14 protein-coding genes are annotated in these 14,234 nt (G+C 57.6%); 10 read left to right on the plus strand and 4 right to left on the minus strand.

Annotated features, from left to right (window positions below):
* The 4 genes from aceF to yacL form a co-directional block, all read left to right on the plus strand.
* On the plus strand, positions 1-1,014 hold a 1,014-nt coding region (gene aceF, locus ACJ8HA_RS22815; protein ID WP_442515527.1), incomplete at its 5' end, for a dihydrolipoyllysine-residue acetyltransferase.
* Between the two features lie 233 nt (positions 1,015-1,247).
* On the plus strand, positions 1,248-2,672 hold the full coding sequence (gene lpdA, locus ACJ8HA_RS22820) for a dihydrolipoyl dehydrogenase (protein ID WP_004937500.1): 1,425 nt from the start codon (positions 1,248-1,250) through the stop codon (positions 2,670-2,672).
* A gap of 515 nt (positions 2,673-3,187) precedes the next feature.
* The gene (gene acnB, locus ACJ8HA_RS22825) at positions 3,188-5,785 is read left to right on the plus strand and encodes a bifunctional aconitate hydratase 2/2-methylisocitrate dehydratase (protein WP_043141310.1); all 2,598 of its coding nucleotides are present in this window, start codon (positions 3,188-3,190) and stop codon (positions 5,783-5,785) included.
* A 139-nt stretch (positions 5,786-5,924) separates the two neighbouring features.
* Positions 5,925-6,287: a protein YacL gene (gene yacL, locus ACJ8HA_RS22830; protein WP_442515528.1), complete on the plus strand. Its 363-nt coding sequence runs from the start codon at positions 5,925-5,927 to the stop codon at positions 6,285-6,287.
* 32 nt (positions 6,288-6,319) lie between these two features.
* Here yacL and speD read toward each other — a convergent pair whose 3' ends face one another.
* The 3 genes from speD to ACJ8HA_RS22845 all read right to left on the minus strand — a co-directional run bounded on the left by speD (position 6,320) and on the right by ACJ8HA_RS22845 (position 8,478).
* Positions 6,320-7,114 carry an adenosylmethionine decarboxylase gene (gene speD / locus ACJ8HA_RS22835; protein WP_004937510.1) on the minus strand — a complete coding sequence of 265 codons (795 nt, stop codon included), beginning with the start codon at positions 7,112-7,114 and terminating at the stop codon, positions 6,320-6,322.
* 27 nt (positions 7,115-7,141) lie between these two features.
* Entirely contained in the window at positions 7,142-8,005 is an 864-nt protein-coding gene (gene speE / locus ACJ8HA_RS22840) for a polyamine aminopropyltransferase (protein WP_442515529.1), read from the minus strand.
* A gap of 125 nt (positions 8,006-8,130) precedes the next feature.
* Entirely contained in the window at positions 8,131-8,478 is a 348-nt protein-coding gene (locus ACJ8HA_RS22845) for a YacC family pilotin-like protein (protein WP_004937515.1), read from the minus strand.
* Positions 8,479-8,695: 217 nt separating this feature from the next.
* On the opposite strand from ACJ8HA_RS22845, the gene cueO reads away from it, so the two are divergent.
* The 4 genes from cueO (at position 8,696) to hpt (ending at position 11,544) form a co-directional block, all read left to right on the plus strand.
* Positions 8,696-10,339: a multicopper oxidase CueO gene (cueO, locus tag ACJ8HA_RS22850; RefSeq protein WP_025304229.1), complete on the plus strand. Its 1,644-nt coding sequence runs from the start codon at positions 8,696-8,698 to the stop codon at positions 10,337-10,339.
* 105 nt (positions 10,340-10,444) lie between these two features.
* The gene (gene relB / locus ACJ8HA_RS22855) at positions 10,445-10,636 is read left to right on the plus strand and encodes a type II toxin-antitoxin system RelB family antitoxin (protein ID WP_049208400.1); all 192 of its coding nucleotides are present in this window, start codon (positions 10,445-10,447) and stop codon (positions 10,634-10,636) included.
* Between the two features lie 5 nt (positions 10,637-10,641).
* A complete protein-coding gene (locus tag ACJ8HA_RS22860; protein ID WP_049208401.1) occupies positions 10,642-10,917 on the plus strand; it encodes a type II toxin-antitoxin system RelE/ParE family toxin in 276 nt (91 codons plus the stop codon).
* Positions 10,918-11,007: 90 nt separating this feature from the next.
* Positions 11,008-11,544, plus strand: coding sequence for a hypoxanthine phosphoribosyltransferase (gene hpt / locus ACJ8HA_RS22865; RefSeq protein ID WP_048234659.1), 537 nt, complete (start codon positions 11,008-11,010; stop codon positions 11,542-11,544).
* A 38-nt stretch (positions 11,545-11,582) separates the two neighbouring features.
* On the opposite strand, the gene can is transcribed toward hpt, so the two are convergent.
* Complete coding sequence (gene can, locus ACJ8HA_RS22870) at positions 11,583-12,239, minus strand: carbonate dehydratase (protein ID WP_016930066.1); 657 nt, start codon at positions 12,237-12,239, stop codon at positions 11,583-11,585.
* Positions 12,240-12,449: 210 nt separating this feature from the next.
* Between can and ACJ8HA_RS22875 the strand changes: the two genes are divergently transcribed.
* On the plus strand, positions 12,450-13,373 hold the full coding sequence (locus ACJ8HA_RS22875; protein WP_015379030.1) for an ABC transporter ATP-binding protein: 924 nt from the start codon (positions 12,450-12,452) through the stop codon (positions 13,371-13,373).
* Complete coding sequence (locus ACJ8HA_RS22880) at positions 13,370-14,140, plus strand: ABC transporter permease (protein ID WP_004937535.1); 771 nt, start codon at positions 13,370-13,372, stop codon at positions 14,138-14,140. Before ACJ8HA_RS22875 ends, ACJ8HA_RS22880 begins: the two co-directional genes overlap by 4 nt.
* Positions 14,141-14,234: the final 94 nt, after the last annotated feature.

Here is a 14,234-nt window from a genome sequence, read left to right on the forward strand (position 1 = left end):
CCCTCCTCCCCCCCCCCCCCCCCCCCGGCCGCCGCTAAAGCCGCCGCTCCGGCTGCGAAAGCTGACGACAAAGGCGAGTTCGCCGAGAACGCGGCATACGTGCACGCGACCCCGGTCATTCGTCGTCTGGCGCGTGAATTCGGCGTTAACCTGGCGAAAGTGAAAGGTACCGGTCGTAAAGGCCGCATCCTGCGCGAAGACGTTCAGACTTACGTGAAAGACGCGGTGAAACGCGCTGAAGCGGCCCCGGCTGCTGCCGGCGGCGGTCTGCCAGGCATGCTGCCATGGCCGAAAGTGGACTTCAGCAAGTTCGGCGAGATCGAAGAAGTCGAAATGGGCCGCATCCAGAAGATCTCTGGCGCGAACCTGAGCCGCAACTGGGTGATGATCCCGCACGTGACTCACTTCGACAAAACCGACATCACCGATCTGGAAGCGTTCCGCAAGCAGCAGAACGAAGAAGCGGCCAAGCGCAAGCTGGACGTGAAGTTCACGCCTGTCGTGTTCATCATGAAAGCCGTTGCTGCCGCTCTGGAGCAGATGCCGCGCTTCAACAGCTCGCTGTCCGAAGATGGCCAGAAGCTGACGCTGAAGAAATACATCAACATCGGCGTGGCGGTAGATACCCCGAACGGCCTGGTGGTTCCGGTGTTCAAGGACGTGAACAAGAAGAGCATCACCGAGCTGTCTCGCGAACTGATGGCCATCTCCAAGAAAGCGCGCGACGGCAAGCTGACCGCGGGCGAGATGCAGGGCGGCTGCTTCACCATCTCCAGCCTGGGCGGCATCGGGACGACTCACTTCGCGCCGATCGTCAACGCGCCGGAAGTGGCTATCCTGGGCGTCTCCAAGTCTGCGATGGAGCCGGTCTGGAACGGTAAAGAGTTCATGCCGCGCCTGATGATGCCGATGTCGCTGTCCTTCGACCACCGCGTTATCGACGGTGCCGATGGTGCGCGCTTCATCACCATCATCAACAACATGTTGTCCGACATTCGCCGTCTGGTGATGTAATGCAAAAGGGGCGCAGCATGCTGCGCCCCTGATGATTCTGTAGCAGTTTTGTCGGATTTTGCACAACTCGACAAAATTGTTGAGACACGGGTCACTCGAACACGCTTTGCAGATTATTAACAATTCTGTAAACTGCTCGCGGTGTAAGCGTCCCGGTGGATGAAGGGCGTTATGAGATCGATTAGCAATAAAAATGACGTCTGACCCGCCGGACAATCAATTAAGAGGTCATGATGAGTACTGAAATTAAAACTCAGGTCGTGGTACTTGGGGCGGGCCCGGCAGGTTACTCTGCAGCCTTTCGTTGCGCTGACTTAGGTCTTGAAACCGTTCTGGTTGAACGTTATTCCACTCTGGGCGGGGTTTGCCTGAACGTGGGATGTATCCCTTCCAAAGCACTGCTGCACGTTGCCAAAGTGATCGAAGAAGCCAAAGCGCTGGCCGAACACGGCATCGTTTTCGGCGAGCCGAAAACCGACATCGACAAAGTGCGCGTCTGGAAAGAAAAAGTCATCACTCAGCTGACCGGCGGTCTGGCTGGCATGGCGAAAGGCCGTAAAGTGAAAGTGGTCAACGGCTTGGGCAAGTTCACCGGCGCTAACACCCTGGTTGTGGAAGGCGAAAACGGCCCAACCACCATCAACTTCGACAACGCCATCATCGCTGCAGGTTCTCGTCCGATCCAACTGCCATTCATTCCTCATGAAGATCCACGCGTGTGGGATTCCACCGATGCGCTGGAGCTGAAAACCGTCCCAGAGCGTCTGCTGGTTATGGGCGGCGGCATCATCGGCCTGGAAATGGGCACCGTATACCATGCACTGGGTTCACAGATCGACGTCGTTGAAATGTTCGATCAGGTTATCCCGGCGGCAGATAAAGACGTGGTGAAAGTCTTCACCAAGCGTATCAGCAAGCAGTTCAACCTGATGCTGGAAACCAAAGTGACCGCGGTAGAAGCCAAAGAAGACGGCATCTACGTCACGATGGAAGGTAAAAAAGCGCCAGCAGAACCACAGCGTTACGACGCGGTGCTGGTGGCGATCGGCCGCGTGCCGAACGGCAAACTGCTGGATGCCGGCAAAGCCGGTGTTGAAGTTGACGAGCGTGGCTTCATCAACGTCGACAAACAGCTGCGTACCAACGTGCCGCACATCTTCGCTATCGGCGACATCGTCGGTCAGCCGATGCTGGCGCACAAAGGCGTGCACGAAGGCCACGTTGCCGCAGAAGTTATCGCCGGCATGAAGCACTACTTCGATCCGAAAGTGATCCCATCCATCGCTTACACCGAGCCGGAAGTGGCATGGGTGGGTCTGACCGAGAAAGAAGCGAAAGAGAAAGGCATCAGCTACGAAACCTCCACCTTCCCGTGGGCGGCTTCCGGCCGTGCGATCGCTTCCGACTGTGCAGACGGCATGACCAAACTGATCTTCGACAAAGAAACTCACCGCATCATCGGTGGCGCGATTGTCGGCACCAACGGCGGTGAACTGCTGGGTGAAATCGGTCTGGCTATCGAGATGGGCTGCGACGCGGAAGACATCGCGCTGACCATCCACGCTCACCCGACCCTGCACGAATCTGTGGGCCTGGCGGCGGAAATCTACGAAGGCAGTATCACCGACCTGCCTAACCCGAAAGCCAAGAAGAAGTAATTCTGTTGGTTTGACCGGTTAACAAGCGGCTCCTGAGAAGGGGCCGTTTTTTTTTGCTCAGATGCACCAAGCGGTATTTTTGTGGCCGCTGCGCCAAATTCCGATCCTTATGCTTATATCCATTTTAATTGTATGGATATAATGCCCTGCTAGTCCGGCAGCCGATTACGCTGCGCTCAACGATTCAGCAAAGATTTAATGTTGCTTTTATGTGAACGAATTAACAACCGTTTCAAATCCTGATATGCTGGCTGAGCGGAACCGGGCACTGTACCTTACAGTCCAGGACATCGACAGCAGTGCCCCGTCAGGATAGATGGCATCAATATCGCCGTGCGCTCTACCCATCAGTCTTTCATGCTGTAACGCTGTTTGACCGTGCTTGTTTGCCCCAATCACCGTTTCGGGGCCTTTACGGGCCGATCGCCTAGCCACAGAGTGAAACCCCAAGGGTATAAACCCGGTTTGCATATACGCCAGGCACAATAAATGACAATGAGAGCGAGGAGAACGTCGTGCTAGAAGAATACCGTAAGCACGTAGCCGAGCGTGCTGCTGAGGGCATCGCCCCTAAGCCGCTAGACGCCACCCAAATGGCCGCGCTGGTCGAACTACTGAAGAATCCGCCAAAAGGCGAAGAAGAATTCCTGTTAGACCTGCTGATTAACCGTGTTCCACCGGGCGTCGACGAAGCCGCCTACGTTAAAGCAGGTTTCCTGGCGGCCATCGCCAAAGGCGAAGCGACATCCCCCCTGGTTACCCCCGAGAAAGCCATTGAACTGTTAGGCACCATGCAGGGCGGCTATAACATTCATCCGCTGATCGAAGCCCTGGACAACGAAAAGCTGGCGCCTATCGCCGCCAAAGCGCTGTCCCACACGCTGCTGATGTTCGACAACTTCTACGATGTGGAAGAGAAGGCGAAAGCCGGCAACGCGCACGCCAAGCAGATCATGCAGTCCTGGGCCGATGCTGAATGGTACCTGTCGCGCCCGGAGCTGGCGGAAAAGATCACCGTCACCGTGTTCAAAGTGACCGGCGAAACCAACACCGATGACCTGTCTCCGGCGCCGGACGCCTGGTCGCGCCCGGATATCCCGCTGCACGCGCTGGCGATGCTGAAAAACGAACGTGAAGGCATCGTGCCGGATCAGCCGGGCAGCGTCGGCCCGATAAAACAGATCGAGCTGCTGAACAAGAAAGGCTTCCCGCTGGCCTACGTCGGCGACGTGGTCGGCACCGGATCCTCCCGTAAATCCGCCACCAACTCGGTGCTGTGGTTCATGGGTGACGACATCCCGCACGTGCCGAACAAGCGCGGCGGCGGCGTGGTGCTGGGCGGCAAGATTGCGCCTATCTTCTTCAACACCATGGAAGATGCCGGCGCCTTGCCGATCGAAGTGGACGTGTCCGAGCTGAACATGGGCGACGTGATCGACGTTTACCCGTACAAAGGTGAAGTGCGCAACCACGAAACCGGCGCGCTGATCGCCAACTTCGAGCTGAAAACCGACGTGCTGCTGGATGAAGTGCGCGCCGGCGGCCGTATCCCACTGATCATCGGCCGCGGCCTGACCACCAAGGCGCGCGAAGCGCTGGGCCTGCCGCACAGCGACGTGTTCCGTATCGCCAAACCGGTTGCCGCGAGCAGCAAAGGCTTCTCGCTGGCGCAGAAAATGGTCGGCCGCGCCTGCGGCGTCGCCGGTATTCGCCCTGGCGAATACTGCGAACCGAAGATGACCTCCGTCGGTTCTCAGGACACCACCGGCCCGATGACCCGCGATGAACTGAAAGACCTGGCCTGCCTCGGCTTCTCTGCCGATCTGGTCATGCAGTCGTTCTGCCACACCGCCGCGTACCCGAAACCGGTCGACGTGACCACGCACCATACGCTGCCTGACTTCATCATGAACCGCGGCGGCGTCTCGCTGCGTCCGGGCGACGGCGTGATCCACTCCTGGCTGAACCGTATGCTGCTGCCTGACACCGTCGGCACCGGCGGCGATTCCCACACCCGCTTCCCGATCGGCATTTCCTTCCCGGCCGGTTCCGGCCTGGTGGCATTTGCCGCCGCGACCGGCGTGATGCCGCTGGATATGCCTGAGTCGGTGCTGGTGCGCTTCAAAGGCAAAATGCAGCCGGGCATCACCCTGCGCGATCTGGTGCACGCCATCCCTTACTACGCGATCCAGCAAGGGCTGCTGACCGTCGAGAAGAAGGGCAAGAAAAACATCTTCTCCGGCCGCATTCTGGAGATCGAAGGCCTGCCGGATCTGAAGGTCGAGCAGGCGTTTGAGCTGACCGATGCGTCCGCCGAACGTTCCGCCGCCGGTTGTACCATCAAGCTGGATAAGGCGCCGATCGAAGAGTATCTGAACTCCAACATCGTGCTGCTGAAGTGGATGATCTCCGAAGGCTACGGCGATCGCCGTACGCTGGAGCGCCGTATTCAGGGCATGGAAAAATGGCTGGCGGATCCGCAACTGCTGGAAGGCGATGCGGATGCGGAATACGCAGCGGTGATCGACATCGATCTGAACGAGATCAAAGAGCCGATTCTGTGCGCGCCGAACGATCCTGACGATGCACGCCTGCTGTCCGACGTGGCCAACAGCAAAATCGATGAAGTGTTCATCGGTTCTTGCATGACCAACATCGGCCACTTCCGCGCGGCCGGCAAGCTGCTGGATCAGCACAAGGGCCAGCTGCCGACCCGTCTGTGGGTGGCGCCGCCAACCAAGATGGATGCGGCTCAGCTGACCGAAGAAGGCTACTACAGCGTCTTCGGCAAGAGCGGTGCGCGTATCGAGATCCCGGGCTGCTCGCTGTGCATGGGCAACCAGGCGCGCGTGGCGGACGGCGCGACGGTGGTCTCTACCTCGACCCGTAACTTCCCGAACCGTCTGGGCACCGGTGCCAACGTCTATCTGGCGTCTGCCGAACTGGCCGCGGTAGCGTCCCTGTTGGGCCGCCTGCCGACGCCGGACGAGTACCAGACCTATATGGCGCAGGTCGACAAGACGGCGGCGGATACCTACCGCTACCTGAACTTTGACCAGCTGGGGCAGTACACCGAAAAAGCCGATGGCGTGATCTTCCAAACCGCCGTGTAAGCCGCTATATTGCGCAACTGTTTAACGGGAGGCCTTGGCCTCCCGTTTTATTTTGCTCAGTTGCCAACTTTGCGAGCGCTCACTGAGTTAGTCCGCCATTTATGTTTACACTAAGAAAAAGGGCTCAGGAGGGCATGCTATGGATTACGAATTTCTGCGTGACGTCACCGGTCAGGTGATCGTCAGATTTTCGATGGGGCATGAAGCGATTGGCCACTGGATCAACGAAGAAGTTAAAGGCGATTTCAACCTGCTGGACCGGATTGAAGCCGGTGCGGCCGAGGTCAAAGGCAGCGAGCGTCAATGGCAGTTGGAAGGCCATGAATATACGCTGCTGATGGATGGTGAAGAAGTGATGATCCGTGCCAATCAGCTGGAGTTCGAGGGCGATGAAATGGAAGAGGGGATGAACTACTACGACGAAGAAAGCCTCTCATTCTGCGGCGTTGAGGACTTCCTGCTGGTGTTGAAGGCCTATCGTTCTTTCATGCTGCAGTACTAAGCATCAGGGCGCGGCGTGCCGCGCCCTTTCCATCACAGATGCGGAATATTGCGGCCGTAATAGATTTCCTGCATCTCTTTCCATAACAGATCGGTGATCTGCTTGCGTTCGGCTGCGCTCAACGCCTCCGGCTCCGCGTTAAACAGGTAGTGCTTCAGATCGAAATCTTTCAGCAACATCTTGGTATGGAAGATATTTTCCTGGTAAACGTTCACGTCCATCATGTGGTACAGCGCCTTGATGTCTTCTGACATAAAGTTCTGGATCGAATTAATCTCATGATCGATGTAATGTTTCACGCCGTTCACGTCGCGGGTAAAACCGCGCACGCGATAGTCCATGGTGACGATGTCGGATTCCAGCTGGTGAATTAAGTAGTTCAGCGCCTTGAGGGGCGAAATGACACCGCAGGTCGAGACCTCGATATCGGCGCGGAAGGTGCATAGCCCGCCTTCCGGATGGCTTTCCGGGTAGGTATGTACGCAGATATGGCTTTTGTCCAGATGCGCGACGACCGTATTCGGCAACGGGCCTGGGTGTTCCGACGTATCGACGTCTTTCGGATCGATGGGCTCTTCGCTGACCAGGATGGTGACGCTGGCGCCCTGCGGCTCGTAGTCCTGACGCGCGATGTTCAGAATATTGGCGCCGATGATCGAGCAGGTCTCGCTTAGGATCTCGGTCAGCCGGTTGGCGTTATATTGTTCGTCTATGTAGGCGATATAGCCGTCGCGATCGTCCGCGGTTTTGGCATAACAAATATCGTAAATACAAAAACTCAGGCTCTTGGTCAGGTTGTTGAAGCCGTGCAGTTTTAGCTTATGCAATTTAGGCCACCTCCTTTATCTTCTCGCTTAACGTGTTACGTTCAGGGCATTGAGCAAATATTGCGGCAGGGCAAAGCTGCCGACGTGAATTTCCGGGTTGTAATAACGGCAGTGTAGGCCGCTTTGGTTAAAGCGTTGTTGCAGAGTCGGCAGATCGCGCTGGCGCAGCGCCGGGTTCTGGCTCGCCCAGGCAAAGGTCATGATGCCGCCGTAATAGGTCGGGATCGCTGCCTGATAGAAGCTGACGTCGGTAAAGTAGCGGCTCAGTTTGGCGTGGCTGTTGACCGCCTCGTCCTGTTGCAGGAAGCAGACGCCGTTCTGCGCAACGAAAATGCCGCCCTCATTCAGGCAGCGGGCGCAGCCTTCATAAAACGCTGAGGTGAACAGGCTTTCGCCGGGGCCGATCGGATCGGTGCAGTCGGAGATGATCACATCGAACGTTTCGTCGGTTTGATTCACGAAGTTGACGCCGTCGTCGATCACCAACTTGAAGCGCGGATCGTCATAGGCGCCGGCGCTGTGGTTGGGCAGGTATTGGCGGCAGAACTCGACGACACCGGCGTCGATCTCGACCATGGTGATCTGCTCCACGCCAGGATGCCGGCTGACTTCGCGCAGCATGCCGCCGTCGCCGCCGCCGATGATCAGCACTTTCTTCGCCTGGCTATGCGCCAGCAGCGGCACGTGGGTCAGCATTTCGTGATAGATGAACTCGTCACGCTCGGTGGTTTGCACCACGCCGTCGAGCGCCATCACGCGCCCCAGCACCGGGTTCTCGAAGATCACCAGATCCTGATGATCGGTCTTCTCGCGGTACAGCACCTTCTCTACCGAGAAATACTGGCCGAAGCCCGTATGCAGCGTTTCGTACCAAATTTCTTTCTGGGTCATGTGCGGGAAACTCCGTAATAACAGCCATGAAAAATCGGCGCAACATCATAGCTAACTCTGTCTGGCGATGCACGGTTGAATTTCAGACAGAGAGAGCGAAAGGCGGGTGGGGGAGAGGGGCGGAATTAGTTGGCGTAGGCCAGCAGGCTCAAAGAGTCGCGCGCCAGCGATTTGCACTTCTTAGGCGTTGGAATGGCGATGCCGCTGAGATCGCGATAGCTGTCTTCGCCCAGCGCCTTCATGTTAAAGCTGTTGTAGTTGCTCAAATCCCAGCGGTTTTGTTGCGCGAAATAGACAATGGCGCGTTTGATTTGCGCATTTGGCAAATCGTTGTAGCCGCAATCATTTTTCAAATAAATAAATACCGCCGTCAGATCGGCCAGATCTTCCGCCTCGGATTCATTCAGCGCCAGACTGGCGTTGGAGAAGCCCAGCATCGCCAGCAACAGCATCGATAACGTTGTTTTTTTCATCATGAAATAGGCCTGTTTGTCGTCTGCTGACGTTACCACACTTGCCTGTAAAGGCACCAAATTTTATTGCTGCCGGGCCGGCGTCGCGCGTGCCGGTCATACTCTCTTGATTGTGAGGCATAGCTTAAAATACCGCCAGGAAAGGCTTGACCTTCCGCCTGGGGGAAGGTTTAGGCTGACGGCATTGAGTTATGTCACTGAGAAAAGGGAGTCAGCGATGTTACGCCGTGATTTTATTAAATTAACCGCTGCGCTGGGCGCGGCGAGCGCATTGCCGTTATGGAGCCGGGCCGCCTGGGCGGCCGATCGGCCGGCCTTGCCGGTACCGCCGCTGTTGATGCCGGATGCGCAGGGAAAGATTGCGCTGGCGCTGCAGGCGGGTGAAACCCGCTGGTTGCCCGGTGCCGCCACCAAAACCTGGGGATTCAACGGCGCGCTGCTCGGGCCGGCGGTGAAGCTGCAGCGTGGCCAGCCGGTGACGGTCGATATCAAAAACAGCCTGGCGGAGGCCAGTACCGTCCACTGGCACGGGCTGGAAATTCCCGGCGACGTCGATGGCGGCCCGCAGGCGCTGATCCACCCCGGCGCGACGCGCACGGTGAATTTCACCGTCGAACAACCGGCCGCTACCTGCTGGTTCCACCCGCACACGCACGGTAAAACCGGCAGCCAGGTGATGATGGGGCTGGCGGGGTTGGTGCTGCTGGAAGACGATGAAAGCGCCAAACTGCCGCTGCCGAAAACCTGGGGGCAGGATGATATTCCGGTGATCCTGCAGGATAAGCGGCTGGGCAAAGACGCGCAGATCGAATACCGCCTGGACGTGATGAGCGCGGCGGTAGGCTGGTTTGGCGATCGCATGTTCACCAACGGCGCGCAGTATCCGCAACATCTGGCGCCGCGCGGCTGGCTGCGTCTGCGTTTTCTCAACGGTTGCAACGCCCGCTCGTTGAATCTGGCGGCCAGTGACAACCGTCCGCTGTATGTTATCGCCAGCGACGGCGGTTTCCTGGCTGAGCCGGTGAAGCTGACCGAGCTGCCGATGCTGATGGGCGAACGCTTTGAAGTGCTGGTGGATGCCTCCGACGGGAAAGCGTTCGATATCGTGACGCTGCCGGTGAAACAGATGGGCATGACGCTGGCTCCGTTCGATCAGCCGCTGCCGGTGTTGCGCATTCAGCCGTCGTTGGCACAGGGTATCAAAACCATGCCGGACAGCCTGGTGAAGCTGCCGACATTGCCTGCCACCACTGGTATCCAGGAGCGTTGGCTGCAGCTGATGATGGATCCGCAGCTGGATATGCTCGGCATGCAGGCGCTGATGGATCGTTATGGTCACCAGGCGATGGCCGGCATGAGCATGAATCATGGCGCGACGGGCGCTGGAGACATGAAAGGCATGGAGAAGGGCGGCATGCAGGGCATGGACCACGGCAACATGAAGGGCATGGATCATGGCAAGATGGCCGGGATGGATCACGGCGGCGCGCAGAGCAAAGCCAAACCGTTCGATTTCAGCCACGGCAACATGATCAACGGCAAGGCCTTCGACATGAACAAACCGATGTTTGCCGCCAAACGGGGCCAGTATGAAAAATGGACCATTTCCGGTGAGGGCGACATGATGCTGCACCCGTTCCACATTCACGGCACCCAGTTCCGTATCCTTTCGGAAAACGGCAAACCGCCGGCGGCGCATCGCAGCGGCTGGAAGGACACGGTGCGCGTCGAAGGTTGGCGCAGCGAAGTGCTGGTGCGTTTCGATCATCCGGCAAGCAGCGAACATGCGTATATGGCCCACTGCCACCTGTTGGAGCATGAAGATACCGGCATGATGATGGGCTTTACCGTCGACGACTGATCGCGGTTCATCGCTCAGGTGGCGGTGCGCTCGCGTCGCCACCGCTTGGTTCAATGAAAGGAAGCCGTTATACTGATTAAAATATCAGCTGTTGAGGAGCGCGTCATGCCGACAAAATTGGATCCCATCGTTTCTGAGTTTGAGACTCAAGAACAGGCTGATAGCTACGATCGTTGGTTCAGAAGCACCGTGGAATCTTCCGTCAATAGCGACACCCCCCGTATCCCCCATGATGAAGTCATGGCTGGTGCTCGTCACATTATCGAGCAGGCGAAAGCCAAAAGAAAATCGGCCTGACCCTTATGTTAACCGTTAAATGGACTGACGAAGCAAAAACGGGTTTATATACGCTGCTGGCTTTTATCGCTGAGCGAAATCCACTTGCCGCTGAGGCTTTGTTGCAACGTATCGAAGAGTCGGTTATCCCGTTAGCGGAACATCCTTATCTATTCCGGCCTGGCAGGGTGAACGGGACTCGTGAAATGGTTGTTCATCCTAATTACATTGTGGTTTACCGCGTGCTGGCTGCACATATTGAAATAGTGAGTGTCCTGCACGCTCGTCAGGAATACCCTTAATAAAGAAAACTCCCCTGTCCGGGAGAGAGGCAAGTCGTAACGGCCTATGCTAAACTCTGCGCCTTTCTTCCGGCAACTGACCTGAATACTATGAAACACACTGTAGACGTAATGATTTCCGAGCAGGAAGTTAAGACCCGTATCGCCGAACTTGGCCGCCAGATCACCGAACATTACCGCGACAGCGGCAGCGACATGGTGCTGGTCGGGCTGCTGCGCGGCTCCTTCATGTTCATGGCCGATCTCTGCCGCGCGATCGACGTGCCGCACGAAGTCGACTTTATGACCGCCTCCAGCTACGGCAGCGGTATGTCCACCACCCGCGACGTGAAGATCCTCAAGGATCTGGACGAAGACATTCGCGGCAAAGACGTGCTGATCGTGGAAGACATCATCGATTCCGGCAACACGCTGAACAAAGTGCGCGAGATTTTGGCGCTGCGCGGGCCGAAATCGCTGGCGATTTGCACCTTGCTGGACAAACCTGAGCGCCGTGAAGTGCAGGTGCCGGTCGAATATGTCGGCTTCTCGATCCCGGATGAGTTCGTGGTGGGGTATGGCATCGACTACGCTCAGCGCTACCGTCACCTGCCGTACGTCGGCAAAGTGGTGCTGCTGGACGAGTAATTGGATGTGGGGCGCGGCAAGCCGCGCCCGCGGCGGGGTTATACGCCTTTATCCTGCTTCAGTTTGGCTATCGCTTTGCGGTAGCCCATCTCCAGGCTCTCGCGGCTGGTCGCCAGCACTTCCATATCGCGCAGACGGCCGTCCTGAATGCCGTACACCCAACCGTGGATCATCACCTTCTGGCCGCGCTTCCAGGCGGACTGCATGATGGTGGAGTGGCCCAGGTTGTACACTTGCTCAATGACGTTGATCTCGCACAGCATGTCGAAACGCTGTTCCGGCGGCAGCTCGCCCAGCAACGAGCTGTGCTTGTACCACAGATCGCGAATGTGCAGCAGCCAGTTGTCGATCAATCCCAGTTCCGGGTTTTCCACCGCCGCCTGCACGCCGCCGCAGCCCAGGTGGCCGCAGATGATGATGTGTTCGACTTCCAGCACATCTACCGCATACTGCACCACCGACAGGCAGTTAAGATCGGTATGGATAACGAGGTTCGCCACGTTGCGATGGACGAACAGTTCACCCGGCTCGAGGCCGGTCAGGCGTTCTGCGGGAACGCGGCTGTCAGAGCAACCAATCCATAAGAAGCGGGGCTTTTGCGCCTGGGCTAAACGTTCAAAAAATTCCGGGTCTTCCTGACTGATATTGGCCGACCAGGCCTGGTTGTTGGCGATAAGCTCTTCGATTTCTTTCATGAAGGTGATTGACCCGTAACGAACAGATTGCGTTGGAGTAATATAGGGTAAGCGTCACAATTTGGAAATCGGAACAGTGGTGCAACCTCATTTACCGCACGGATTCGACGCAGTGAAAACGCCGTCGATGCTAGGATTATTGTTAGTGTTTCAAGCCTCGCAAACAGGGGCGCGGCGGCATACTCATCGTTATAAGGTACTATTTTACATATGAATTATGCACTGGAATTAGCGCAGCTGACCAAGACTTACGCCGGTGGCGTCAAGGCGCTGCGCGGCATCGACCTGAGCGTCGAGGCGGGGGATTTTTATGCCCTGCTGGGGCCAAACGGCGCCGGAAAGTCCACCACCATCGGCATCATCAGCTCGCTGGTGAACAAAACCGCCGGCAGCGTGCGGGTGTTCGGTTACGACATCGATAAAGACATCGTCAACGCCAAGCGCCAACTCGGCCTGGTGCCGCAGGAGTTCAACTTCAACCCGTTCGAGACCGTGTTGCAGATCGTGGTGAACCAGGCGGGTTACTACGGCGTCACGCGCCGCGAAGCGATGGCGCGCGCCGAGAAATACCTCAATCAGCTGGATCTGTGGGGCAAGCGCAACGAGCGCGCCCGCATGCTGTCCGGCGGCATGAAGCGCCGTCTGATGATCGCCCGCGCGTTGATGCACCAACCGAAGCTGCTGATCCTCGATGAGCCGACCGCCGGGGTGGATATCGAACTGCGCCGTTCGATGTGGGGCTTCCTGAAAGAGCTGAACGCCCAGGGCACCACCATCATCCTCACCACCCACTATCTGGAAGAGGCGGAGATGCTGTGCCGCAACATCGGCATCATCCAGAACGGGGAACTGGTGGAAAACACCTCGATGAAGGGGCTGTTGGCCAAGCTGAAGTCGGAAACCTTCATCCTCGATCTGGCGGCGAAGAGCCCGCTGCCGAAGCTGGACGGTTACCACAGCCGCCTGACGGATACCTCGACGCTGGAAGTGGAGGTGATGCGCGAGCAGGGGCTGAACGGCCTGTTCGCCCAGTTGAGCGCGCAGGGCGTGCAGGTGCTGAGCATGCGCAACAAGGCGAACCGCCTGGAAGAGCTGTTTGTCACCCTGGTTAACGGCAATGGAGAAAAAGCATGACGCGTTTGTATTGGGTGGCCTTACAAAGCATCTGGGCCAAAGAGGTGAACCGCTTCGCGCGCATCTGGATCCAGACCCTGGTGCCGCCGGTGATCACCATGACGCTGTACTTCATCATCTTCGGTAACCTGATCGGTTCGCGTATCGGTGATATGCACGGCTTCAGCTACATGCAGTTCATCGTGCCTGGCCTTATCATGATGGCGGTCATTACCAACTCCTATGCCAACGTCGCCTCGTCGTTCTTCAGCGCCAAGTTTCAGCGCAACATTGAGGAACTGCTGGTGGCGCCGGTGCCGACCCACGTGGTGATCGCCGGCTATGTCGGCGGCGGCGTGGCCCGCGGTATCTGCGTCGGCGTGCTGGTGACCATCATCTCGCTGTTCTTCGTGCCGCTGCAGGTACACGCCTGGTGGGTGATTGCGCTGACGCTGTTGCTGACGGCGATCTTGTTCTCGCTGGCGGGGCTGATCAACGCGGTGTTTGCCACCACTTTCGATGATATCAGCCTGATCCCGACCTTCGTGCTGACGCCGCTGACTTACTTGGGCGGGGTGTTCTACTCGCTGTCGCTGCTGCCGCCATTCTGGCAGGCGGTGTCCAAGCTGAATCCGATCGTCTATATGATCAGCGGCTTCCGCTACGGCTTCCTCGGCATCAACGATGTGCCGCTGGCGTTCACTATGGCGGTGCTGGTGGCGTTTATCGCGGTGTTCTATCTGCTGTCCTGGTATCTGATCGAGCGCGGCCGCGGCCTGCGCAGCTGATCATATCGCGCTCCCGCTTTCCCGGCGGGAGCGCCTTTCTTGATTTGGCGCAGGCGGCGCGTAAATCAATAGAATTGCTCAAATAACCGCTAGT

Source organism: Serratia sp. CY33802 (assembly GCF_052169095.1).
GTDB lineage: Bacteria > Pseudomonadota > Gammaproteobacteria > Enterobacterales > Enterobacteriaceae > Serratia > Serratia bockelmannii.